The sequence below is a fragment of the Arthrobacter sp. SD76 genome, assembly GCF_049726125.1.
In the GTDB taxonomy this organism is placed as follows: domain Bacteria; phylum Actinomycetota; class Actinomycetes; order Actinomycetales; family Micrococcaceae; genus Arthrobacter; species Arthrobacter nitrophenolicus.
In genome coordinates this window covers 2,452,036-2,476,249 of sequence record NZ_JBNBLR010000001.1, presented here as the reverse complement: position 1 = coordinate 2,476,249, position 24,214 = coordinate 2,452,036, and the positions used below count along the sequence as shown (strand labels likewise).

Here is a 24,214-nt window from a genome sequence, read left to right as displayed (position 1 = left end):
GACAGTGCAATGAGCGACACCACGCAGACCCCCGGCCTCTCGGGCCCCGGCGAAGACGAATACACGCCCACGGGCACCGACCAGGTGGCCGAACGGCTGGCAGCCATTGACGACGACGAGGCCGAGCTTCGCGCCGCCTCCCTCCGGGCCGGCCTGGAGGACTACGACCTGGATGAGGAAGACGCCGCCCTGCTCAGCGGGGAGTACGGCGACGAGGACTTCGAAGGCCCGGTCAAGCTTGACCCGGTCCTGGCCATCATCGGGCGCCCGAACGTGGGCAAGTCCACCCTGGTGAACCGCATCCTGGGCCGGCGCGAAGCCGTGGTGGAGGATACACCCGGCGTGACCCGCGACCGTGTCATGTATTCCGCGAACTGGAACGGCCGCAACTTCACGCTGGTGGACACCGGCGGCTGGGAACACGACGCCCGCGGCATCCACGCCCGCGTTGCGGAGCAGGCCGAGATGGCCGTGGAACTCGCCGACGCCGTCCTGTTCGTCGTCGACTCGGCCGTCGGGGCCACCGCCACCGACGAGGCCGTGATGAAGATGCTGCGCCGCAGCAAGAAGCCGGTCATCCTGGTGGCCAACAAGGTGGACGACTTTGCCCAGGAAGCCGATTCCGCCGTCCTGTGGGGCCTTGGTTTCGGCGAGCCGTACCCCGTCTCCGCCCTTCACGGCCGCGGAGTAGCCGACCTGCTCGACCACGTGATGGACGTGCTGCCGGAATTTTCCACCATCGAGGGCCTGGAGCGTTCCGGCGGGCCTCGCCGGATCGCCTTGATCGGCCGTCCCAACGTGGGCAAGTCGTCCCTGCTGAACAAGCTGGCCGGGTCCGAGCGCGTGGTGGTGGACAACACTGCCGGCACCACCCGCGACCCCGTGGATGAATTCATCGAGCTCGGCGGACGCACCTGGCGCTTCGTGGACACCGCCGGCATCCGCCGCCGCCAGCACATGGCGCAGGGCGCGGACTACTACGCCTCGCTCCGGACCCAGGCCGCGCTCGAAAAGGCGGAGGTCGCCGTCGTGCTCCTCGCCGTGGACGAAGTCCTCAGCGAGCAGGATGTGCGCATCCTGCAGCTGGCCATCGAGTCCGGCCGCGCCCTGGTCCTGGCCTTCAACAAGTGGGACCTGCTGGACGACGAGCGCCGCCGCTACCTGGAGCGCGAGATCGAGCAGGACCTGGCTCATGTGGACTGGGCGCCCCGGGTGAACATCTCCGCCAAGACCGGCTGGCACAAGGACCGCCTGGTGCCCGCCCTGGACCTGGCGCTGGAAAACTGGGACCGGCGCATCCCCACCGGGCGGCTGAATGCCTTCCTGGGCGAGCTGGTGGCAGCACATCCGCACCCGGTCCGCGGCGGCAAGCAGCCCCGCATCCTCTTTGGAACGCAGGCATCCAGCCGGCCGCCCAAGTTCGTGCTGTTCACCACCGGATTCCTGGATCCGGGATACCGCCGCTTCATCACCCGCCGGCTGCGGGAAACCTTCGGCTTCGAGGGCACCCCCATCGAGGTCAGCATGCGCGTGCGGGAAAGCGGGGCCGGAAGCGTTGATCCGGATGTTGTCTTCGACACGTTGGGGCTGAAATCCCGAAAGTGTCACAGGCACCCTTCCGGATCGTGTAAGCTCTTCTAGGTGGTTCGGCCGGACTGCTGATGGAAATCAGCGGAGAACGGCGGAACCAGCGGGCTGTAGCGCAGCTTGGTAGCGCACTTGACTGGGGGTCAAGGGGTCGCAGGTTCAAATCCTGTCAGCCCGACCACAAAGCCGCGGAAACCTCAAGGTTTCCGCGGCTTTTGCGTTGGTGGAACTTTAAAGACGCTGGCTAGCCGAGGGCGGCATCGAGGGTAACGAAGCCGTAGCCTGCCGCCCGGAGTTGGGACATCACCTCCGGGAGGGCCGCGGCGTCGAGCGTTGAACCGTCGTCCGGGTTGGAGCCGAGGTGCATGAGGACGATCTGCCCGGGCTGCGCGGAAGCCATGACGCGCTGGACGACGAAGCCCGGGCCGCGCGTTCCGTTCATCGTGCCTTGCCAGCCCAAGGTGTCAACGGTCCAGCGGACCGCGGTGTAGCCGGCGGCGTTGACGTCTGCGATCGTGCGGGAATCGCGGGCGCCGAACGGGAAGCGGAAGAACGGGCGCGGGTCTCCTCCAGCGGCCTCGATGGTCCTCTGGGCGCTGCCGATCTCGGCCGCGATCTGTGCACTGGTCAGGGTTGTGAAATCCGGATGGGTCATGGAGTGATTGCCGATCCGATGCCCCGCGTTGTAAATCAGCGCCGGGTCTGAGGGGAACTGGTTGACCCAGTCTCCGGTGAGGAAGAACGTGCCCGGGACGCCGTTGGCTGCGAGGGTGGCGAGGATCGATCGGAGGCCGGCGTCGTTGGCACCGGCGTCGAATGTGAGTGCGACAACCTTCTGCGTGGTCGGAATGCGCTCAAGATCGACGCCCAGGAGCGCCGGCGGGACGCTGGTGTAGGTGACCTCGATCCTGCCACTGGCCGTGTGCACCAGGATGGAACCGTGCTGGAAGTCGCTGCGGCGGCCGTCCTTGATGCCGTACTCGCCGCTGGTCGGGTAGCCGAGCCGGCTGCGCTCCCACCCGAGGGCCACCCACTGGGCCCGGATGGCTCCGTACACCTCGTGGGCTCCTGTCGCGGGTGAAAAGTAGATCGAAGAGGCCATGTTGGTGCCGCTGAAGTGGTTGTACCGGCCGATCCCGTCGGGGGTGCCTGTCTCGTCCGACACGGGGAATCCGAGCACGCCGGCCGGTCCGCCGAGTTCGAGGTAGCGTCCGCGGATTGCGCCGTGGACTTCGTGTGCCCCGGTGCCGGTGCTGAAGTAGATCGCCCCGCCGGTGAAGTTGTTGTATCGGCCGGCGGCGCCGGGTGTGGCGGTTTCGTCGGTGAGCGGGAAGCCCAGGAAGCCGGCCGGTCCGCCGAGTTCGAGGTAGCGTCCGCGGATTGCGCCGTGGACTTCGTGTGCCCCGGTGCCGGTGCTGAAGTAGATCGCCCCGCCGGTGAAGTTGTTGTATCGGCCGGCGGTGCCGGGTGTGGCGGTTTCGTCGGTGAGCGGGAAGCCCAGGAAGCCGGCCGGTCCGCCGAGTTCGAGGTAGCGTCCGCGGATTGCGCCGTGGACTTCGTGTGCCCCGGTGCCGGTGCTGAAGTAGATCGCCCCGCCGGTGAAGTTGTTGTATCGGCCGGCGGTGCCGGGTGTGGCGGTTTCGTCGGTGAGCGGGAAGCCCAGGAAGCCGGCCGGTCCGCCGAGTTCGAGGTAGCGTCCGCGGATTGCGCCGTGGACTTCGTGTGCCCCGGTGCCGGCGCTGAAGTAGATCGCCCCGCCGGTGAAGTTGTTGTATCGGCCGGCGGTGCCGGGTGTGGCGGTTTCGTCGGTGAGCGGGAAGCCCAGGAAGCCGGCCGGTCCGCCGAGTTCGAGGTAGCGTCCGCGGATTGCGCCGTGGACTTCGTGTGCCCCGGTGCCGGTGCTGAAGTAGATCGCCCCGCCGGTGAAGTTGTTGTATCGGCCGGCGGTGCCGGGTGTGGCGGTTTCGTCGGTGAGCGGGAAGCCCAGGAAGCCGGCCGGTCCGCCGAGTTCGAGGTAGCGTCCGCGGATTGCGCCGTGGACTTCGTGTGCCCCGGTGCCGGCGCTGAAGTAGATCGTGCCGCCGGTGTAGTCCTGGGCGCGTCCGCCAGCGATGTCGTACGCGCTGCCGACTGGCGTGCCGAGGAACGATGCGCTGCCGCCGAGCTGCTCGTAGTGCTGGACGATCGCGTCGTCGCCGGCCTGCACCGCCACCATCGACGCCGGATCGCTGTGTTGCGCAGCAATCGCTGATGCGGAAGACGCGGGCGGCCCCAGGGCCGTGCCCCCGAGGCCCCCGCTGAAGGCGAGGGCCAAGGCGATTCCAAGGACGGCGGATCGAGACCGGCGCATTGTGACCCCTTCGTGTTGACCGAGACATGCGGGCCTTGGTCCAGACGCTACGCCCCAGGGGGAAGCCCGGGCAGGGCCAGAGGTCCCGAATTGCAATGGGGATCCGCGCGGCACCGCCCGCGGCGCTGCCGCAGGACCAAGGCCTCAATTACGCAGCCAAGTCGTCAACAATGGTGGCTGCCGGAGGTTCCTACTTCAGGAACTTCGATGTCCTGCGGTCCGCGAGGATCTTGCCCTTCGTCTGGCAGGTGGGGCAGTACTGCAGGGCTGTATCTGCGAAAGACACCTCCCGGACGGTGTCCCCGCACACCGGGCATGGCAGGCCCGTCCTGGCGTGGACACGCATGTGGCTCCGCTTGACGTCCTTGAGTTCCTTGGGTGGCTTGCCGCCGGCCTCCGCCAGGGCTGCGCCCAGGACGTCGTGGATGGCGTCATAGAGGACCTGCACCGTCTCCCGGTCCAAGGACTTGGCCGTGGCGAACGGGGAGATCCGGGCCGCGTGCAGGATCTCGTCACTGTAGGCGTTGCCGATGCCCGCTATGACGCTCTGGCTCCGCAGCAGCCCCTTGATCTGCTGGGAACTGCCTGTAAGGATCTCAGCCAGCGTGCCGGCGTCGAACGCCTCCGCGAAGGGATCCGGACCCAGTGTGGCGATTCCGGGCACATCCTGGGGGTCCCGCACCACGTAGACGGCCAGGCTCTTCTTCGTCCCGGCCTCGGTGAGGTCGAACCCCCTCGGCCCGTCCGGGCCGGTGAAGGTACAGCGGACGGCGATGAGGCCCTTGCCCATCTTCAGCTGGCCGGCGGCGGGGGAGTCCGTGTAGCGCAGCCAGCCGGCGCGGGCCAGGTGGAACACCAAGGAGATCCCGTCCGTGTCAATGCTGATGAACTTCCCGAACCGCCGGACCCGGACACGGTCCGGCCCTCCAGCGCCGAGTAGGGCGGGTCGGCCGTCTTCAGCACGGCAAAGGAGACAATCTGCAGCTTGTCGAGGACGCAGCCCCGCAGCTGCTCGTCGAGGAACCGGGCCAGTCCGGCCACTTCGGGAAGTTCCGGCATGGCCTACCTGCCGGGTCCCGGACGTCCTGCACCATGGCGCACGCTCATGGTTCCCATCTTGTCAGAAACCCCGGTGGACGCTCCGGCAGATGTGCCTATACTTTCAGCGGCGGTCTGTTTCCCGGGCCCCGTGACCTTCGAGTTTTGACCCGATGAAAGGCCCCCCATGAGCAACATTCCCGAAGACCTGTCCTACACCGCCGAACACGAGTGGGTTTCCGCTCCCAATGCCGACGGCGTGGTCCGCGTGGGCATTACCGACTTCGCGCAGGACGCGCTTGGAGATGTTGTCTACGCCCAGATGCCCGAGATCGGCACCAAAATTACGGCCAACGAAGTTGTGGGCGAGGTGGAGTCCACGAAGAGCGTCAGCGACATCTACGCCCCGGTCAGCGGTGAAGTGGTAGCCCGCAACGAGTCCCTGGACACCGACTCGGCGCTGATCAACACGGATCCTTACGGTGACGGCTGGCTGATCGAGGTCAAACTGGCCGAGGCCGACGCCGTTGATTCATTGCTCAGTGCATCGGAGTACGAACAGCAGGTAGGCTAAAGCTAACCGGTATATCCGGTCCGGCCCCGCGTCGCAGGCAGGACGTCGTCGCACGTCAAGAGCCGGATGGGGAGCCGGTGCCGGACCTGCCGGGCAGGTCCGGAGGGCAAACGTTGGTTGCACGCCGGAGGGCTGCAGCGGGAAGAGGAGGAATCCATGGCTGGCCACACATCGAACCCTGCCGATGGGGAATACGGCACGGGTGCGGCTAAGGCGTCGGAGACCACCTCCATCAACCTGACCCCGGTCAGGGACGAGCCCACCATCGCCCCCAAGCTGTCCTCCGAAGAGCGGAGCTCCGTCGAGGCACTGCCCGCCGGTTCCGCGCTGCTGGTGGCACACAGCGGTCCCAACGCCGGCGCCCGCTTCCTGCTGGATTCGGACGTCACCACCGCCGGCCGGCACCCGGACGCTGACATCTTCCTTGATGACGTCACCGTCTCCCGCCGGCACGTGGAGTTCCGCCGCACCGCCCGCAGCTTTGAGGTGGTGGACAAGAACAGCCTCAACGGCACCTACGTCAACCATGACCGCGTGGACGCCGTGGAGCTTAAATCCGGCAGCGAAGTCCAAATCGGCAAGTTCCGCCTTACCTTCTACCTGAGCCCTGCCACCGCTGCAGGCCGCGGCTGATCCGGGGACCGCTGCCTGTGGCAATGGCACAACCGGAACGCCGGGGACCGCAGGTCCTGAACATTGGGGAAGTCCTCGCGCAGCTGAGCGCCGACTTCCCGGGCATGACAGCGTCCAAAATCCGGTTCCTTGAGGAAAAGGGACTTATCAACCCGCGGCGGACCCAGCGGGCTACCGCCAGTATTCCGACGGCGACGTGGAACGGCTGCGCTTCGTCCTGGCGCTGCAGCGGGACCAGTACCTCCCCCTGAAAGTCATCAAGGACTACCTTGACGCCATCGACAGGGGAGAGCGGCCGGAGAACCTTCCGCCCGGCGTCGTGGTTTCGCCGCGCATCGTCTCCGACGAGCTGGCCGCCGAGCTGCAGAACCGCGGCCGGAAGCTGACAGAGGAACAGCTGCGCACGGAATCAGGTGCCAGCGTCCCCCTGCTCCAGGCACTCCTGGATTTCGGGCTCATCAGCCACAGCAACGGCATGTTCGACGAACATGCCCTCCAGGTGGCGCGCGCCTGCGTACAGCTGGAAAGCCACGGGCTGGAACCCCGGCACCTGCGTCCCTTCCAGGCGGCGGCGGAACGCGAGTTCGGCCTGGTGGAACGGGCGGTGGCACCACTTGCCTCACGGAAGGACTCCGCGTCCCAGGCACGGGCTGCCGAGGCCGCCCGTGAGATCAGCGACCTTTGCCTCACCCTGCACCGCGCCCTGGTGCAGGACCACATCTCACGCATGGACATCTGATGATTGAAGTCGAGATTGTTGGCGTTCGGATTGAACTGCCTTCCAACCAGCCCCTGGTCCTGCTGCGGGAGATGCACGGGGAACGGCATGTTCCGATTTGGATCGGCACCCCCGAGGCCAGCGCCATTGCCCTTGCCCAGCAGGGTGTGGTCCCGCCGCGCCCCATGACACACGACCTGCTTGTGGATGTGGTGGAGGCACTCGGCCACAGCGTGGTCAGCGTCAACATCGTGGCCGTTGAGGACAACATCTTCTACGGACAACTGCAGTTTGAGAACGGCACCACGGTCAGCTCCCGGGCCTCGGACGCCCTCGCCGTCGCCCTCCGCGCGAAGTGCCGGATCTGGTGCGCCGATTCGGTGATGGACGAGGCCGGGTCCGCATCACCGAGCATGACGAGGGCGAGGATACCGAGCCCGGTCCGACAGTTGATGAGGAGCGCGAGCTCCGGCGGTTCCGTGAATTCCTCGATGACGTGGAGCCCGAAGACTTCGACGGCTGAGGTCACGTTAAGGTTAAAGTTGAGGCTGAAAGTTTCGACACGCCTGCCCAAAGCCTCCAAGGTCTTTGACCTTGGGCCCTGCCGGGCCTAACGTCGAAGTATCAAGTTCCCATTGCCTACGGCAGCCGCGCAAGTCACACTGGAAAGTGCGCCCCGCGAAAATTACATGCATGCTTTTCATGCCAGTTGCTGCAGGTGTTCCCCGGGAGCGCAGGACAAGGAGGATCCAGGTGAGTCCCAAAGGCGAAGCAGGCGGGCTGAAACAGCCCACGGCTGGTGTTGCTGTGCCCGCGAGCGGTGCCCAGGGCCTCCTGTTCACCGAGGACCTTCCCGTGCTGGACGAGGACGCCGGATACCGGGGACCCACTGCATGCAAAGCGGCAGGCATTACTTACCGGCAGCTGGACTACTGGGCCCGCACCGGGCTGGTGGAACCCGCTGTCCGCGGCGCTGCAGGCTCCGGATCCCAGCGGCTGTATGGCTTCCGCGACATCCTGGTCCTCAAAGTCGTTAAGCGGCTCCTGGACACCGGTGTATCCCTGCAGCAGATCCGCACCGCGGTGGAGCACCTGCGTGAACGCGGCGTCGAGGACCTGGCGCAGATTACCCTGATGAGCGACGGCGCGAGCGTGTACGAATGCACTTCGGCTGACGAGGTCATCGATCTCGTGCAGGGCGGGCAGGGCGTGTTCGGCATTGCCGTGGGCCGGGTCTGGCGCGAGGTGGAAGGCAGCCTTGCTTCGCTGCCCAGCGAACACGCGGCCGAGCAGTCCTTTCCCGACGACGAGCTGAGCAAGCGCCGCGCAGCACGCAAGATCAGCTGAGGTTTCCTTAAAGGAAGAGGGCCGCTCCCACGGGAGCGGCCCTCTTCCTGTCTCCCGGCGCGGCCGGGCATCGGCCCGGACGCCATGCCTACCTCGCGCGTGCGCGCAGCCCGCTGCCCACTTCCATCAGGTTGGCCAGCAGGTCGTCGAAGAGGGCGGCTGCAGACTTGGCCGACTCGCCCGGCCAGTGGTGTACCGGGTGGGCGGCGCCCTGGATCTGCTGCCAGTTCGCCTGCTCGGGGATGCGCGGGCTCAGCAGGAGATCGCCGAACATGGACTCCATTTCCGCGAGCCGGTAGCTGTGCTCGGAGGAGCCGGTCCGGACCCGGTTGGCCACAATGCCGGCAGGGGAGAGGTTTGGGCGAATTCCTGCCGGAACAGCTGGATGGCCCGCATGGTGCGTTCCGTACCGGCCACGGAGAACAGTCCAGGCTCGGCCACGAGGGCAACCTTGTCGCTGGCGGACCAGGCCATCCGGGTGAGGCCGTTGAGTGACGGCGGGCAGTCGACCAGGACCAGCTGGTAGTTGTCGGCTCCGGCCAGGACCGTTGAGAGCCGGCGGAGGTCGCGGCGCCCAAGGTCCGGCCGGTCGTAGATACCCGTGTAGGCGGAGCCGACGGCGACGTCAAGTACCGCGGGGCCGGAGCCGTTGGAGGCGGCCCGGGCTGTCCAGCTGCTGCCGACCACGTTCTCCGCCAGTTTCGCGCGGCGCGGGCTCTTGAGCATCCTGCCGATATCCAGCTGGTCCCCGGGCTGCACGCCCAGTGCCGTGGTTGCGTCGGCGTGCGGATCCAGGTCCACCACCAGCGTGCTGACGCCCGCGGCCAGCGCCGCAGACGCCAATCCTGTGGTGACGGAAGTCTTGCCGACTCCACCCTTAAGGCTGCTGATGCTGACTACTTGCACTTGAGAGACCAAAACCTAACGCCGGATGCCGTGTTGGGAGTAATGTTTGCTCCGGCAGCGCCGAAGCCGGACGGTCCTGCCGCCCTACTCATCATATGTGGATGCGTTGGCGAATCCCGCCTTATCGGGGGTCGGCATGGCATCCACTGTGCTGCCGGGGCCCTTTCCGCCGCGACAGGCGGAAGCGATCGGGACATGACGGGGAAATCTGTGATGGTCGACACAAAGATTTGTGTTTGTCCTTGTAGGTCCTAGACACTGTGACCACTCACCGATCCACCCGCAATGATGCAGGAGAAGTATGTTTTCCAAAGTTCTGGTGGCCAACCGCGGCGAAATCGCGATCAGGGCCTTCCGCGCCGGCTACGAGCTGGGCGCCAAGACCGTTGCCGTTTTTCCTCAAGAGGACAGGAACTCCATCCACCGCCAGAAAGCGGACGAGGCGTACCTGATCGGCGAGGAAGGACACCCCGTCCGGGCCTACCTTGACGTCAAAGAGGTCGTCCGGGTGGCCAAGGAGTCCGGTGCGGACGCCATCTACCCTGGCTACGGTTTCCTGTCCGAGAATCCGGACCTGGCCCGTGCAGCCAAGGAAGCCGGCATCACCTTCGTTGGGCCGCCGGCGGAAGTGCTGGAACTGGCAGGCAACAAGGTGGCGGCGCTCAAGGCCGCCCGCGAAGCCGGCGTTCCCGTCCTTAAGTCCAGTGAACCCTCCAAGGACCTGGACGAACTCCTTGCGGCTGCGGACGAGATCGGCTTCCCCATCTTTGCAAAGGCAGTCGCGGGCGGCGGTGGCCGCGGCATGCGCCGCGTGGACACCCGTGAGGCGCTGCCCGAAGCGCTGAAGTCCGCCATGCGTGAAGCCGATGCCGCTTTCGGCGATCCCACCATGTTCCTGGAGCAGGCCGTCCTGCGCCCCCGCCACATCGAGGTGCAGATCCTGGCAGACGCAGAGGGCAACGTCATGCACCTGTTCGAGCGCGACTGCTCCATCCAGCGCCGCCACCAGAAGGTCATCGAGATCGCCCCGGCGCCCAACCTGGACGAGGGCATCCGCCAGGCCCTCTACCGCGACGCCGTCAAGTTCGCCAAGGCACTCAACTACGTCAACGCCGGCACGGTGGAGTTCCTCGTGGACACCGCCGGTGAGCGCGCCGGCCAGCACGTGTTCATTGAAATGAACCCGCGCATCCAGGTGGAGCACACCGTCACCGAAGAGGTCACCGACGTCGACCTGGTGCAGGCACAGATGCGGATCGCCTCGGGTGAGACGCTGGCAGACCTCGGCCTTTCCCAGGAAACCGTCCACCTCAAGGGCGCGGCCCTGCAGAGCCGCATCACCACCGAGGACCCCGCCAACGGCTTCCGGCCCGACGTCGGAAAGATCACCGGCTACCGGTCCGCGGGCGGCGCAGGCGTCCGGCTCGACGGCGGCACCGTCTACTCGGGTGCCGAAATCAGCCCCCACTTCGACTCCATGCTGGTCAAGCTCACCTGCCGCGGCCGGGATTACCCCGCAGCCGTGGCACGCGCGCGCCGTGCCCTCGCCGAATTCCGCATCCGCGGCGTTTCAACCAACATCTCCTTCCTGCAGGCCGTGCTCGACGATCCGGACTTCATCGCCGGCGACGTCGCCACGAGCTTCATTGACGAACGCCCCCAGCTGCTCAAGGCCCGGGTGTCCGCCGACCGCGGCACCAAGCTCCTCACCTGGCTGGCCGACGTCACCGTGAACAAGCCCAACGGCGAGCTGAAGGTCCACTCCAACCCGGCTGACAAGCTTCCGTCCGTCAAGGACCGTCCGGCCGCCGCCGGCTCACGGCAGAAGCTCCTTGAACTGGGACCGGACGGGTTCGCCAAAGCGCTCCGGGAGCAGCAGGCAGTGGCGGTGACGGACACAACGTTCCGCGACGCGCACCAGTCCCTGCTCGCAACCCGTGTCCGCACCCGGGACCTTGTTGCCGCCGGTCCTGCCGTGACCGCGCTCATGCCGGAACTGCTGTCGGTCGAGTGCTGGGGCGGCGCCACCTACGACGTCGCACTCCGCTTCCTCGGCGAAGACCCCTGGGACCGGCTGGCGGCGCTGCGCAAGGCGCTGCCGAACGTCTGCCTGCAGATGCTGCTCCGCGGCCGTAACACGGTGGGCTACACGCCGTACCCGGAAGAAGTCACCGAAGCGTTCGTCAACGAGGCCGCAGCAACGGGCATCGACATCTTCCGCATCTTTGATGCACTGAACGACGTCAGCCAGATGGCACCCGCGATCCGCGCCGTCCGGGCTACGGGCACCGCCGTCGCGGAAGTGGCGCTGTGCTACACGGGCGACATGCTGGATCCGAAGGAAACGCTGTACACGCTGGACTACTACCTCGGTCTGGCCCAGAAAATCGTCGACGCCGGTGCGCACATCCTGGCCATCAAGGACATGGCAGGCCTGCTGCGTCCCGCGGCCGCCGCCAAGCTTGTCGCGGCCCTGCGCGAACGCTTCGACCTGCCGGTGCACCTGCACACCCACGACACCGCGGGCGGCCAGCTGGCCACCCTCCTGGCGGCCGTCGACGCAGGCGTGGACGCCGTCGACGTCGCCTCCGCATCCCTGGCCGGCACCACCAGCCAGGTGTCGGCGTCGGCCCTGGTCGCGGCCCTGGCGCACACGCCGCGCGATACCGGCCTTGACCTGGACGCCGTCAGTTCCCTGGAGCCCTACTGGGAAGCGGTCCGCCGGGTTTACGCCCCCTTCGAGTCGGGCCTTCCGGGCCCCGCCGGCCGGGTTTACAAGCACGAGATTCCGGGCGGGCAGCTGTCCAACCTGCGCCAGCAGGCAATGGCGCTGGGCCTGGGGGAGCGGTTTGAAGCCATCGAGGACATGTACACCGCCGCCGACCGCATCCTGGGCCACCTGGTCAAGGTAACGCCGTCCTCCAAGGTGGTGGGCGACCTCGCCCTGCACCTGGTGGGCCTCAACGCGGACCCTGCCGACTTCAACGAGAACCCGCAGAACTACGACATTCCGGATTCCGTCATCGGCTTCCTGTCCGGCGAGCTCGGTGATCCCCCCGGCGGCTGGCCGGAGCCCTTCCGCACCAAGGCCCTGCAGGGCCGGAGCGTGAAGGTCCGCGACGCCGAGCTCAGCGCCGAGGACAGTGCCGCCCTCAAGTCCGACTCCAAGACCCGCCAGCACACGCTGAACCGGCTGCTCTTCGACGGCCCCACCAAGGACTACCTCAAGAGCGTCGAAACCTACGGCAACATCTCGGTCCTGGATACGCGCGATTACCTGTACGGGCTCCAGCGCGGCCAGGAGCACGAGATCCAGCTGGAGAAGGGCGTGCGGCTGATCGCCTCCCTGGAGGCGGTCTCGGAGCCCGACGAAAAAGGCATGCGCACCGTGATGTGTACCCTCAACGGCCAGTCACGGCCCGTGGTGGTGCGCGACCGTTCGGTGGTGAGCAATGTTAAGTCCGCCGAGAAGGCAGACCCGGCGCAGCCGGGCCACGTTGCCGCCCCGTTCGCCGGTGCCGTCACCGTTACGGTCAAGGCCGGCGAGAGCGTCAACGCCGGAGACACCGTGGCCACCATCGAGGCGATGAAGATGGAGGCTTCCATCACGACGCCGGTGGGCGGCAAGGTTTCCCGCCTGGCCATCTCCTCCGTGGAGCAGGTGCAGGGCGGAGACCTGCTCCTGGTGGTCGAGCAGTAACACCAGCCACAACAACGAAGGGTCCTTCACGGTGTGAAGGACCCTTCGTTGTTGCCTGTGTCAGGAACGCGGCGCCGCGTACATTTCCTCGATGACCGTCTCGAAGTCCTTCATGACCTGCGCCCGCTTGACCTTCATCGAAGGGGTCAGGTGGCCGGAGGCTTCGGTGAAATCGGCGGGCACGATCCGGAACGACTTGATGGCCTCCGCCTGCGACACGGAGGCGTTGGCAGCCGTGATCAGGTCCTGGACCGCGGCCTTGACCACAGGGTTGGCGGCGGCCTGGTCCAGGGTGGTGTCCGCCGGCAGCCCATGGCGCTGCAGCCAGCCCGGCAGGGCTTCCTGGTCCAGGGTCACCAACGCGCCGATGAACGGCCGGTTGTCACCCACCACCAGCACCTGGGACACCAGGGCATCGGCACGGATCTGGTCCTCAAGCAGGGCGGGAATGACGTTCTTGCCGCCGGCCGTGACGATGATTTCCTTCTTGCGCCCGGTGATCCAGACGAAGCCGTCCTCATCGAGGCGGCCGATATCGCCCGTGCGGAACCAGCCGTCGGTGAACGTCTCCGCCGACAGGTCCTCGCGCTTGTAATAGCCGCGCATGACGCAGACGCCCTTGGCCAGGATCTCCCCATCCTCGGCGATCCGCACGGCGTTCCCGGGCAGCGGCTTGCCCACCGAACCGATCTTGATCCGGGACGGTGTGTTCACCGTGACGGGAGCCGTGGTCTCGGTCAGGCCGTAGCCCTCCAGGACCTGGAGGCCGATGCCCTGGAAGAAGTGGCCAAGCCGTTCGCCGAGGGGTCCGCCGCCGGACACCGCGTGGGCGACATGGCCACCCATGGCAGCCCGGAGCTTGCCGTAGACCAGCTTGTCGAACAAGGCGTGGCGCAGCCTCAGTCCCAGTCCCACCTTGCCGGCCTGCCGCGCCTTGGAGAAGGCGATGGCCGTATCTGCCGCCTTGTGGAAGATGGCGCCCTTGCCGCCGTCCTCCGCCTTGGTCATGGCCGAGTTGTAGACCTTCTCGAAAACCCGCGGGACCGCGAGGATGAACGTGGGCTCGTAGCTCTGCAGGTCCGACAGCAGGTTCTTGATGTCCGGTGTGTGGGCAACGGTGGTGCCGGCGGCCATGGCCAGCACCGAGATGAACCGTGCAAAGACGTGGGCCAGCGGCAGGAACATGATGGTCTTGGCGTTCTCGTGGACGATCTCGCCGATGATTGCCAAGGCATTGTCGGAGAGTTCGACGAAGTTGCCGTGGGTCAGTTCGCAGCCCTTGGGCCGTCCGGTGGTGCCCGAGGTGTAGATGATCGTGGCAAGGTCGGACAGCTTGGCGGCCGTCCGGCGGGACTCAAGCTCGTCGTCGCTGACCCCTGACCCGGCCGCACGGAGCGCATCCAGGCCTGCACCTTCCAGCTGCCAGACATGCTGAAGGGCGGTAAGGCCTTCAGCCGCGACGGCCTGCCGGATGACGTTCTCGTGGTGGGCGGCTTCGCCAAAAGCGGCCACGGCACCCGAGTCGCCGAGGTTCCAGGCAACCTGGGACGGCGAGGAGGTTTCGTAAATGGGGACGGAGACGCCGCCGGCGAACCAGATGGCAAAATCCACCAGGGCCGATTCGTACCGGGTACGGGACATGATGCCGACGCGGTCACCCGCACCGACGCCACTGGCAATCAACCCCTTGGCCAGCGCCTTGACGTCGGCGAGGAAATCGGTGGCGGAAACATCCTGCCAGGAACCCGCTGAATCCAGGCGCGAGAACAGTGCCGGGTTGCTGGCTTTGTTCGCCTGCCGCAGCACCAGATCGGTGATATTGGTTTCCGGTGGAACAACAACAAGAGGCGGAACACTGAATTCGCGCACTATAGCTCCTTTGATATCCGAACTCCCGCTTCAGGGGTATGCCTAAAGAGTAGTACGCCGGTGCGGGAGCAGTGCAGCACCTAAACCTACTGGTGAGTAACTTATCCGTCAACACATGCGGACGGCGGCGCGGCGGGCCAGTTCCGCTACCCGGAGATGCAAAACCTAGAATGGGAAACTATGTACGCACAATCTTCCGGCGAACAGGCCGGTCCCCTCGGCAGGCCCGTCCCTGGCGGCGCCGCTCCGCCCCTACCGGGCAGGCAGAAGAGGGGGCGGCGGCTTCCACGGACAGGTGCGGCTTGGCCGCAGGGGCCTGGCTATCGGCATCGATATTGGCGGCACCAAGGTGGCGGCCGGCGTGGTGGATGCCGAAGGCAGGATCCTGAGTGAGGCGCGCCGTTCCACGCCCGGCACTGATCCTCGCGCCGTTGAGCAGGTCATCGTGGAGCTCGTGGAAGAGCTGGGCAGGGGGCAGCGCATCCGCTCGGTTGGGATAGGCGCCGCCGGGTGGATGGACCTCGACGGCGGCACCGTCCTGTTCAGTCCGCACCTGGCGTGGCGCAATGAGCCCCTCCGGGCCAACCTGCAGCGGCTCCTGCGAAGGCCCGTGCTGCTCGCCAACGACGCCGACGCCGCGGCCTGGGCTGAATGGCGCTTCGGTGCCGGCCAGGGTGAAGACCGGCTGGTCTGCATCACCCTCGGCACCGGCATAGGCGGTGCCATGGTCATGGACGGCAGGGTGGAGCGCGGCCGGTTCGGAGTGGCCGGCGAGTTCGGACACCAGATCATCATGCCGGGCGGGCACCGGTGTGAGTGCGGCAACCGCGGGTGCTGGGAGCAGTATGCCTCCGGCAACGCCCTGGGCGGGAGGCCAGGATCCTGGCCCGCAGCAATTCCCCGATGGCGCAGGACCTGCTGGCAGCAGTCGGCGGCCGCGTGGAGACCATCACCGGCGCCGTGGTGACGGAGCTCGCGCTGGCCGGGGACACTGCCTCCCGTGAGCTGATCGAGGAGGTGGGCGAATGGCTCGGCCTGGGCCTCGCGAACCTGGCAGCAGCGCTCGATCCCGGCCTTTTCGTGATTGGCGGCGGACTCTGCTCGGCCGGAAACCTGCTGGTGGAACCTGCACGGAAGGCGTTCGCGCGGAACCTGACCGGGCGCGGCTTCCGTCCCGCCGCCGGGATCGAGCTTGCCGCCCTGGGGCCCGATGCAGGACTGATCGGTGCGGCGGATCTGTCACGCGTCAGCAGCAGGGCCCGCCACTGAACACCCGGGCCGGGGGCAGCTAGACCCGCGCGCCGTCGTCGTCCTCGTTTTTGTCCTGCGGCAGCTTCATGATCAGGTACACGGTGCCCAGCACGAACGCGGCCACAATGCCCACGATCGCCAGCAGCGGCGCGGAACGCCAGAACATCGCTGAGAGCAGCAGCGCAATCGGCCCGCCCACGGCCGCCAGCCAGGCCAGCATGGTCAGCGGGTCGGTGCCGGCCAGGCTCGGGGGTTCCTCGGGGATGAAGTCGCCACCGTCGTCGTCCACGGCGTAGTCACGGGGGCCGTCCGGCGCATCCGCGTTCCGGTCCTGGCCGGCCGAGGCCTGGCGTTGTGCCGCGGACGGTTCGGCCGGGGCCGCGCCCGCCAGGCCCAGGGGGTCGAAATCGCGGAAGGACGCGGTGCGGGCAGCCGGATCTTCCGGCTCGGCCGGTGACGCCGGTTCCGGCGTATGGGGATCCGTTGCCCCGGAAGGAGTGCCGGCTTCCAGCCGTGCTACCAGGTCCAGCCAGACGGCGTCGTCCTGGTTCGCTCCCTGGTCCGCGGAATCGGGGGAGCCGGAGTCATGCCTGTTCATGCTGCACCTCCTGGCTTCCGGCCGCAGGGGCTGCGCCGGCGGCCAGCACCCGGCGGATAAATTGGACGGACCCCTCGAAGATGCGTTCGGCGTCGTGGTCCATGGTGGCCACGTGGTAGCTGTTGTCGAGCCGGACCACGTCCACGGGCACCGAGGCCAGGCGGCGGCGCAGCACGGCGATGCTTGCGTCCGAGACCACATGGTCCACGGTGGACTTGTAGACCTGGACAGGGGCGGTGATCCGGGGGAGGAGCCGGATGGTGTCCCGGAACATCTTGTTCATCTCATGGGCCGCCGCAACCGGAGTACGGGCATAGGCGCCCTCGTCCATGCCTTCCTTCAGGATGTCGTTGGCAATGGCCGGGGTGCTTTTCAGCACGAGTTTGAGGATGCCTGCGAGCGGTGCCCGCGGATCGTCGATCACCAGCGCCGGGTTGACCAGCACCACTCCCGCCACGGGACGCGTGGCGGCAACCCGCAGGGCCAGGGCGCCGCCCATGCTGAGCCCCGCCGCGAACACATGGTCGCATTCCGCTTCGAGTTCGAGGTAGGCATCGTCCAGTGCACCGTGCCACTGCTGCCAGCGGGTCCGGGCGAGCTCCTGCCAGTTGGTGCCGTGCCCCGGCAGCAAGGGCATCCGCACAGCGAAACCGGCGGCGGCGAAGGCCTGTGCCCACGCCCGAAGCCCATGCGGGCTGCCGGTGAAGCCATGGGAGAGGACCACGCCGGTCCTGGGCCCGTCCCCGCTGGGCGCGCTCGTGAAGGGACTGTGGTCCGGGCTGGACGTCATGGGGTCTCCGAAGTGCTGGTCAATCGGGCATGGGCGCGGATGAAGGCGCTGGACCTGGCGAAGATTTCCGGCGCGTCCACGTCCAGCGTAGCCACATGCCCGCTGCTGGCAAGGTCCACCACCTCGCTGAGGCGGGGGCCGAGCCGTTGCCGGAGCAATGCGAGGGAGGTTGGCGGAACCACAATGTCCGTCCTCGACTTAAAGACCTGGACCGGTGCCGTGATGCGGGGCAGGCCCCGGATTGCGGCGCCAAAGAGCTTCTTGAGCTCGTGCACGGCTGCCAGCGGCGTGCGGGAGTAGTCGCCGTCTTCGGTGTGGGGCGCCGTCGGCTGGTCCTCCTGGATGGGGATCGTGGTCCGCTGGAAGTATTTGAGCACCCCGATGATGTGGATGCGGCGGTCGTAGAAACTCAACCCCGGATTCACCACCGACACCCCTGCCACCGGATGGCGGGAGGCAGCCAGCAGGGCCACCGCCCCGCCCATGGACAGCCCCGCCACAAAGCACGTTTCGGTCCGTGCCTGGAGGTCCAGGAAAGCGGCTTCGTAGCTGCGGTACCAGTCGCCCCACCCTGTCCTGGCCAGCTGCCGCCAGTCCGTACCGTGCCCGGGCAGCAGCGGGACGGAGACGGCGTACCCCTGCCCGGCCAGGTGCTCCGCCCACGGCAGCACGCTCAGCGGGCTGCCGGTGAATCCATGGCAGATTGCCACGCCCACCTGCGCGTTTGCTCCATGGCCGGGATAGCTGAAAGCGGCAGGACGGGGCGGGATGCTGCTTTCAGTCATGAGTCCATCGTGTCACTGTTCCGGTCAAATCTCACTAGAGTAGGGTTGCATTGAACTGCTGACCAGGCCCAATGCGGAGCCTGGGGGCCGCCTTCCGGAGAGGTTCACCACGTGTTCTATTGGGTCATGAAGAGGATCTTCCTCGGTCCGGTCCTGAAGCTGCTTTTCCGCCCCTGGGTCAAGGGCCTGGACAACATCCCCGCCGAGGGTGCGGCGATTCTCGCGTCCAACCACCTGTCGTTCTCCGATTCCATCTTCCTGCCGCTGATGGTCCGCCGCCCCGTGGTCTTCCTGGCCAAGATGGAATACTTCACCGGCACCGGCATTAAAGGCCGGCTGACAGCCCTGTTCTTCCGGTTGACCAACCAACTGCCCATGGACCGCTCCGGCGGTGCCGCATCCGCGGCGTCCCTCAGCGCGGGAATGGGCGTCCTCAACCATGGCGGGCTGCTCGGCATCTATCCCGAGGGCACCCGCAGCCCGGATGCCAGGCTCTACCGCGGCAAGGTGGGCGTCGCCCGGCTGGCCTTGCAGGCCGGCGTTCCCGTCATCCCGGTGGCCATGATCGGCACAGACAAGGTGCAGCCGATCGGCAAGCGGCTTCCGAACATCCGCAGGATAGGGATGATCTTCGGTGAGCCGCTGGACTTCACGGCCTACGGTGACCGGGCCGAGGACCGCGATGTCCAGCGGAAAGTCACGGACCAGATCATGTTCGAACTGCAGCGGCTTTCCGGGCAGGAATATGTTGACGAGTACGCGGCGGTGGTGAAGCTCCGGCTGGCGGGCAAACCGGTGGAACCGGAAGCGGGTTCCATAATCCCTGATCCCTCCGCGGGCGGGGCCGGCGCCGGGGACCCAAGGCCCGGCTCCGCCCCGGTGGAGCGGGCGGGGGATGACGACGGCGGTGCTGCCGCCACCGGCTGAGGGGCGGCTTTGGCAACCGGGGGTTGTGACGCGGACGCCGGCCAGCGTGACGGTGCGGTGTCCAGGTGTCCTGCGCTGCCGTTAGTCTTAGATGGTGACTGAGCTATCTGCAAAACCCGCCTTTTCGCTGTCCAGCACCGCCCAGAGCGGAGCCGCCAACTATCCCGGACTGGACGACTGGCGGGACCTTCCCATTTCCCAGCAACCCAGCTGGCAGGACAAGGAAGTCTTCGACGCCTCCGTCAAGGAACTTTCGGTGCTTCCCCCGCTGGTGTTTGCCGGTGAAGTGGACATCCTGCGTGAGCGGCTCGCCGCTGCTGCCCAGGGGAAGGCGTTCCTCCTGCAGGGCGGCGACTGCGCGGAGACCTTCGAGGCCGCCACGGCGGACAAGATCAGTGCCAGGGTCAAGACCATCCTGCAGATGGCTGTCGTGCTGACGTACGGCGCTGCGATGCCCGTCATCAAGATGGGCCGGATGGCCGGCCAGTTCGCCAAGCCCCGCTCCTCCAATGACGAGACCCGGAACGGTGTCACCCTGCCGGCGTACCGCGGCGACATCGTCAACGGCTACGAATTCACGCCTGAATCGCGCGGGCACGACGCCTCACGCATGCTCCGCGCCTACCACACCTCCGCTTCCACGCTGAACCTCATCCGGGCATTCACCCAGGGAGGCTTCGCCGACCTCCGCTCGGTGCACCAGTGGAACAAGGGCTTCACCGAAAACCCTGCCCACGCCCGCTACGAGTCGCTGGCCAGGGACATCGACCGGGCCATCAAGTTCATGGACTCCTGCGGTGCGGATTTTGAGGCGCTCAAGCGCGTCGAGTTCTTCGCCAGCCACGAGGCCCTGCTGCTGGACTATGAGCGGGCGCTGACCCGGATCGACTCCCGGACCGGCTTCCCGTACGACACCTCGGCCCACTTCCTCTGGATCGGGGAGCGGACCCGCGAACTGGACCACGCGCATGTGGACTTCCTGTCCCGCGTCCGGAACCCGATCGGCGTCAAGCTTGGCCCCTCCACCACCGGCGATGACGCCCTGCGCCTGATCGACAAGCTCGACCCGGAACGCGAACCGGGGCGCCTGACCTTCATCACGCGGATGGGGGCCGGAAACATCCGGGAAAAGCTGCCCGCCGTCGTCGAAAAGGTCACTGCCTCCGGCGCCCAGGTGCTCTGGGTCACCGACCCCATGCACGGCAACACCGTCACGTCACCCAACGGGTACAAGACGAGGAACTTCGACGACGTCATTGACGAGGTGCGCGGCTTCTTCGAGGTGCACCATGCCCTGGGAACGGTGCCCGGCGGCCTGCATGTGGAAATGACCGGTGACGACGTGGCTGAGTGCCTTGGCGGCGCCGATCCCATCGACCAGGACGCTTTCCTGGACCGCTACGAGTCGGTCTGCGACCCGCGGCTGAACCACATGCAGTCGCTGGAAATGGCGTTCCTGGTGGCCGGCGCACTCGCCAAGCACTGACACTGCCGGGTGGTGTGGGCGGTCCGGCCGCCTACACCACCGTCAGTGTGATAACGGCACCCCTCTGGGACCTCCGTGTCCACGGGGTCCTGGTCCCGGACGGTTCCAAAGAAGCCACCCAGCACATTGTTGACGCGGACCTGGAAGCCCAGCGCCTCGAGCGCACGCCTGGCTTCGTTGGCCTGCCGCCCGATAAAACTCGGAACCTCCACCATGCGCGGGCCCTTGGAGATGGTCAGGGTCACGGTGCCGCCGCGGGTGAGCGTCCCGCTGGCCGGCGACTGGCTGACAACCGCGCCCTCCGGCACGTTCCGGTCAAACACTTCTTCCCGGGCCACCTCAGCCTTCAGCCCGGCCGCCTCGATGGCGTCCATGGCATCGTCCTCGTCCTGGCCGACCACAGAGGGAACGGGGATGGGTTCGGGTCCCTTGGAAACCACCATTGCTACCGGCGTGCCATGCCTGGCGGGCGTCCCGGCAACCGGATCCTGGGACAGGACAATGCCCGCCGGCACGTCCTCGTTGAATTCCTCGGTCACTGGACCCAGCGCCATCCCGGCGCCATTCAGCGCGCCCTTGGCCTCATCCAGCGTTCCTCCGGAGAGCTGCGGCAGGGGGAACAGCTGCGGGCCCTTGGACACGTAAAGCGAAACAGGCTGGAATTTCCGGATTTCCGTCCCGGCCTCCGGCTCGCTTCCCACCACCAGCCCGCTGGGAACATCGTCGTCGAAAACGTCCCTCGTTGTGGACCTGAAGCCGGCTTCAGTGAGGAGCTGCTGGGCTTCCGCCACCGTCCTGTTTGCCACGGCCGGGATGGTGGCCGCAGCCCCCGGGCCCATGCCGAAAAACCAGCCGGCTCCCGTGGCGAGCAGGGCCGCGAGGACCAGGACCACCACCCACAGGACGCCCCGCCGTCGGGCACTGCCTTCGCGGAGTGAACGCACGGGGGTCGCGGCCGCGCGCGCCCTTGCCTTCTCGTCTTCCTTCCCGGCCTTGCGCTGTGCCCGCTTGCTCAGCTGCGGTGCCGGGGGCGCCCAGGGCTCCTCAACGTCCTCGCCGGGAGGGGTGAGGATATGGCTGCCCGGGGCGGCGCCGCGGTCCGGCTGCAGGAACTCCTGGCCCAGCGCCGGACCGTGGGCGGGCGGTGCCGGCCTGCCCGAGGGCATGACCGTGGTGGGGTTGCTGGTCCGCGTGATGAACTCCGTGTGGTTCCGGAAACCAGCTTCCTGGACCGGGGCGGTCTCCCGGGCATCGGGGGCGGCGGAGACTGCGGTCCCGGCGGCGGCCGGAGGATGCAGGTCCAGCTCGGAATCGGTCAGGTTTGTCCGGATGTGCCGCAGTTCCTGCAGAAGTGCATTCGCGTCCACCGGCCGGTTTTCGGGGTCGTTGGCCGTACACCATTGCACGAGTTCGTCCAGTTCGCCCGCCAGCCCGGGCACCAGCGCCGACGGCGGTCCCACTGTCCCGTTGACGTGCTGGTAGGCCACCTGGATGGGGACGTCGCCTTTGAACGGCTGTTGTCCGGTCAGCATTTCAAACAGCATGATGCCTACGGAGTAGACGTCGCTCCGCGCGTCTGCCGTCCGGCCCAGGACAATCTCCGGCGGGACATAGGCCACGGTTCCCATCAGCGTACCGGAGCTCGTGGACGTGGTCACCGCCCGGGCCAGGCCGAAGTCGCCGATCTTGATCCTGCCGTCGTCGGCGATCAGGACATTTTCCGGTTTCACGTCGCGGTGGATGAACCCGGCCGTGTGCGCAGCGGCCAGTCCTTCCACCACGGGATCAACCAGGGCAAGTGCCAGCCGCGGCGGCAGTGCGCCTTTGCTGTTGATGACGTCGCGAAGGGTGTGTCCCTTGATGTATTCCATGACCAGGTAGGCGGTGTGCCCGTCATGGCCCTGGTCCAGGACTCCCACAACATGGGGGTGGGAGAGCCGGGCCGCTGCCTTCGCCTCGCGCCCCAGCCTGCCGAGGAAGCTCTCATCCGCGGCCAGGTGCGGGTGCAGGACCTTCAGTGCGACATCGCGCTCCAGTCTCTGGTCCACGGCGAGGTAGACCGTGGACATTCCGCCGCGGGCAAGCCGGGACTGCACGGTGTAGCGGTTGTCCACCAGCGTTCCCACAAACGGGTCAGAGACGTGTTCCTGCACCCTTCGATCCTAGTCCCGCAATGAAAAGGGTCCGAACCCGTCATCGGTCCGGACCCTCCCCACAGCTGTCCCCGTATCCCCGCAGTAGGTGCCCAAAGGGGCTATGCGAAGTTCTTCCGGTGGGCCTTGATGGCAGCCACGTACGCCTTCGTGTCGTCGTACATGCCGTACTTGCTGACGGAGTACTGGCCCTGGTAGTACCCCGCAATGGCGTTGTCTTCGTCCTTGCTGGTTGCCAGGAGCTGCCGGATGATCGCGACGCCGGCAGTTGCGTTGTCGTACGGGTCCAGGAGGTTCAGCTTCCGCCCCACGAGGTCCGAGGCCCACTGGCCAGAGCTGGGGATCACCTGCATGGTGCCGATTGCGTTGGCGGGGGAGACGGCGCGCTGGTCGAAGCCAGACTCCTGGTGGGCGAACGCGAGGGCCAGTGCAGGATCGACGCCCATGCGCCGCGCAGTGTCGGCCACGATGTTGCGCATCTCGGCGCGGGACGGAACCGGAGCCGCGTTTAGGAGCGCTTTGTTCTCGTTGGCCGAGCTGACCACGGCGGGCGGATAGCTGAATCCCAGGAAGGAACTCGGTACCAGCGGTGTGACTGCCGCCGCAGGCTGGGGGGCGGGTGCCTGGCCGGGAGCGCCGGGAATGACCAGCTTGTTGCCCGGGTAGATGACGGTGCCCATGTTCATCTGGTTGGCGGACAGGAGCTCGGAGAGCTTGACGTTGTGCCGTGCCGCGATGGCATAGAGGCTGTCACCGGCCTTGACGGTGTAGGAGCCGGTAGCCGGAGCAGGGGTGGCTGCTGAATTTGCCAGCACCGCGGCGGGTGCCGGCGCTGCGGCGGGGGCAGCCGGTGCGGGCTGCCCGCCGCCCACCTTGATCTTCTGCCCGGGGTGGATGATCGAGCGCATGTTGAGGTTGTTCCAGCTGAAGACTTCGGAGAGGCGCACGTTGTGACGGGCGGCGATCGCCCCCAGCGTGTCCCCGGGCTTCACCGTGTAGGTGGCACCCTCACCGGTTGCAGGTGCTGCCGGTGCGGGCGCAGCGGCGGGCGCGGCCGGTGCTGCCGGTTCCCCGGAAAGCTTGATCTTCTGTCCCGGGTAGATCAGGGTGTTCGCCTGGAGGTTGTTGAGCCGCAGGACTTCCCCGGTGTTCAGGCCGTAGCGCCCGGCAATGCTGCTGATGGTGTCGCCCCGGGCAATGGTGTATTCAGCGGGTGCCGACGGCTGTGCCGGCTTGAAAGTGGGAATGGTAGTGGAGACAGCAGCGGCTGGAATGTGTGCCGCCTTCGCCTGTGCAGCCTGTGCTTCCATGGCCGCAGCCAGGGTTGCAGGAACGGCGCGGGCAGGCTTTTCCGCAGCAGCAGGCTCGGCCACAGCCAGGGAGGACAATACGACCGCGGGCAGTGCCGCTGTGGTGGCGGCAATCATTGGCAGGCTCGGCTTGGGTGGCCGCTTGGGCGAGCGGGACATTGTCATGGAAAAAATCCTCTTCTCAACTGCGGG

Annotated in this window: 13 protein-coding genes, 1 tRNA gene and 6 pseudogenes; 11 read left to right on the top strand and 9 right to left on the bottom strand. The window is 67.0% G+C overall.

What is annotated here, in order from left to right; translation table 11 throughout:
- The first annotated feature begins 9 nt into the window (after positions 1-9).
- Both der and ACPEE0_RS12110 read left to right on the top strand, forming a co-directional pair.
- Positions 10-1,559, top strand: a pseudogene (gene der, locus ACPEE0_RS12115) (ribosome biogenesis GTPase Der).
- A gap of 132 nt (positions 1,560-1,691) precedes the next feature.
- Positions 1,692-1,768: transfer RNA gene (locus tag ACPEE0_RS12110), tRNA-Pro, on the top strand.
- Positions 1,769-1,831: 63 nt separating this feature from the next.
- On the opposite strand, the gene ACPEE0_RS12105 is transcribed toward ACPEE0_RS12110, so the two are convergent.
- On the bottom strand, positions 1,832-3,937 hold the full coding sequence (locus ACPEE0_RS12105) for a polysaccharide deacetylase family protein (RefSeq protein WP_424574554.1): 2,106 nt from the start codon (positions 3,935-3,937) through the stop codon (positions 1,832-1,834).
- Between the two features lie 190 nt (positions 3,938-4,127).
- Positions 4,128-4,996: pseudogene (locus ACPEE0_RS12100) on the bottom strand (Fpg/Nei family DNA glycosylase).
- 166 nt (positions 4,997-5,162) lie between these two features.
- On the opposite strand from ACPEE0_RS12100, the gene gcvH reads away from it, so the two are divergent.
- The 5 genes and pseudogenes from gcvH (at position 5,163) to ACPEE0_RS12075 (ending at position 8,247) form a co-directional block, all read left to right on the top strand.
- Positions 5,163-5,549, top strand: coding sequence for a glycine cleavage system protein GcvH (gene gcvH / locus ACPEE0_RS12095; RefSeq protein ID WP_009358597.1), 387 nt, complete (start codon positions 5,163-5,165; stop codon positions 5,547-5,549).
- A gap of 156 nt (positions 5,550-5,705) precedes the next feature.
- A complete protein-coding gene (locus ACPEE0_RS12090; protein ID WP_009358598.1) occupies positions 5,706-6,182 on the top strand; it encodes an FHA domain-containing protein in 477 nt (158 codons plus the stop codon).
- A gap of 23 nt (positions 6,183-6,205) precedes the next feature.
- Positions 6,206-6,921 (top strand): annotated as a pseudogene (locus ACPEE0_RS12085) (MerR family transcriptional regulator).
- Positions 6,921-7,423, top strand: a pseudogene (locus ACPEE0_RS12080) (bifunctional nuclease family protein). The pseudogenes ACPEE0_RS12085 and ACPEE0_RS12080 overlap by 1 nt, the downstream one beginning before the upstream one ends.
- 230 nt (positions 7,424-7,653) lie before the next feature.
- Positions 7,654-8,247 carry a MerR family transcriptional regulator gene (locus ACPEE0_RS12075; protein WP_009358601.1) on the top strand — a complete coding sequence of 198 codons (594 nt, stop codon included), beginning with the start codon at positions 7,654-7,656 and terminating at the stop codon, positions 8,245-8,247.
- Between the two features lie 88 nt (positions 8,248-8,335).
- On the opposite strand, the pseudogene ACPEE0_RS12070 reads toward ACPEE0_RS12075, so the two are convergent.
- Positions 8,336-9,153: pseudogene (locus ACPEE0_RS12070) on the bottom strand (ParA family protein).
- A 301-nt stretch (positions 9,154-9,454) separates the two neighbouring features.
- Between ACPEE0_RS12070 and ACPEE0_RS12065 the strand changes: the two are divergent.
- Positions 9,455-12,853, top strand: a complete 3,399-nt coding sequence (locus ACPEE0_RS12065) for a pyruvate carboxylase (protein WP_424574553.1) — start codon at positions 9,455-9,457, stop codon at positions 12,851-12,853.
- Positions 12,854-12,913: 60 nt separating this feature from the next.
- Here the strand turns inward: ACPEE0_RS12065 and ACPEE0_RS12060 are convergent, their stop codons facing one another.
- Complete coding sequence (locus tag ACPEE0_RS12060; RefSeq protein ID WP_424574552.1) at positions 12,914-14,722, bottom strand: AMP-dependent synthetase/ligase; 1,809 nt, start codon at positions 14,720-14,722, stop codon at positions 12,914-12,916.
- A 295-nt stretch (positions 14,723-15,017) separates the two neighbouring features.
- On the opposite strand from ACPEE0_RS12060, the pseudogene ACPEE0_RS12055 reads away from it, so the two are divergent.
- Positions 15,018-15,991: pseudogene (locus tag ACPEE0_RS12055) on the top strand (ROK family glucokinase).
- A gap of 19 nt (positions 15,992-16,010) precedes the next feature.
- Here ACPEE0_RS12055 and ACPEE0_RS12050 read toward each other — a convergent pair.
- The 3 genes from ACPEE0_RS12050 to ACPEE0_RS12040 are packed head-to-tail and all read right to left on the bottom strand — an operon-like array spanning position 16,011 to position 18,146.
- Entirely contained in the window at positions 16,011-16,571 is a 561-nt protein-coding gene (locus ACPEE0_RS12050; protein ID WP_424574551.1) for a hypothetical protein, read from the bottom strand.
- On the bottom strand, positions 16,558-17,361 hold the full coding sequence (locus tag ACPEE0_RS12045) for an alpha/beta hydrolase (protein ID WP_009358605.1): 804 nt from the start codon (positions 17,359-17,361) through the stop codon (positions 16,558-16,560). The genes ACPEE0_RS12050 and ACPEE0_RS12045 overlap by 14 nt, the downstream gene beginning before the upstream one ends.
- On the bottom strand, positions 17,358-18,146 hold the full coding sequence (locus ACPEE0_RS12040; protein WP_424574550.1) for an alpha/beta hydrolase: 789 nt from the start codon (positions 18,144-18,146) through the stop codon (positions 17,358-17,360). Before ACPEE0_RS12040 ends, ACPEE0_RS12045 begins: the two co-directional genes overlap by 4 nt.
- Before the next feature lie 111 nt (positions 18,147-18,257).
- Here ACPEE0_RS12040 and ACPEE0_RS12035 point away from each other — a divergent pair, with 111 nt between their 5' ends.
- Entirely contained in the window at positions 18,258-19,073 is an 816-nt protein-coding gene (locus ACPEE0_RS12035; RefSeq protein WP_424574549.1) for a lysophospholipid acyltransferase family protein, read from the top strand.
- A gap of 91 nt (positions 19,074-19,164) precedes the next feature.
- On the top strand, positions 19,165-20,559 hold the full coding sequence (locus ACPEE0_RS12030; RefSeq protein ID WP_009358608.1) for a class II 3-deoxy-7-phosphoheptulonate synthase: 1,395 nt from the start codon (positions 19,165-19,167) through the stop codon (positions 20,557-20,559).
- On the opposite strand, the gene ACPEE0_RS12025 is transcribed toward ACPEE0_RS12030, so the two are convergent.
- Entirely contained in the window at positions 20,472-22,712 is a 2,241-nt protein-coding gene (locus ACPEE0_RS12025) for a protein kinase domain-containing protein (protein WP_424574548.1), read from the bottom strand. The genes ACPEE0_RS12030 and ACPEE0_RS12025 overlap by 88 nt on opposite strands.
- 101 nt (positions 22,713-22,813) lie before the next feature.
- A complete protein-coding gene (locus ACPEE0_RS12020) occupies positions 22,814-24,187 on the bottom strand; it encodes a LysM peptidoglycan-binding domain-containing protein (protein ID WP_424574547.1) in 1,374 nt (457 codons plus the stop codon).
- Positions 24,188-24,214 lie beyond the last annotated feature (27 nt).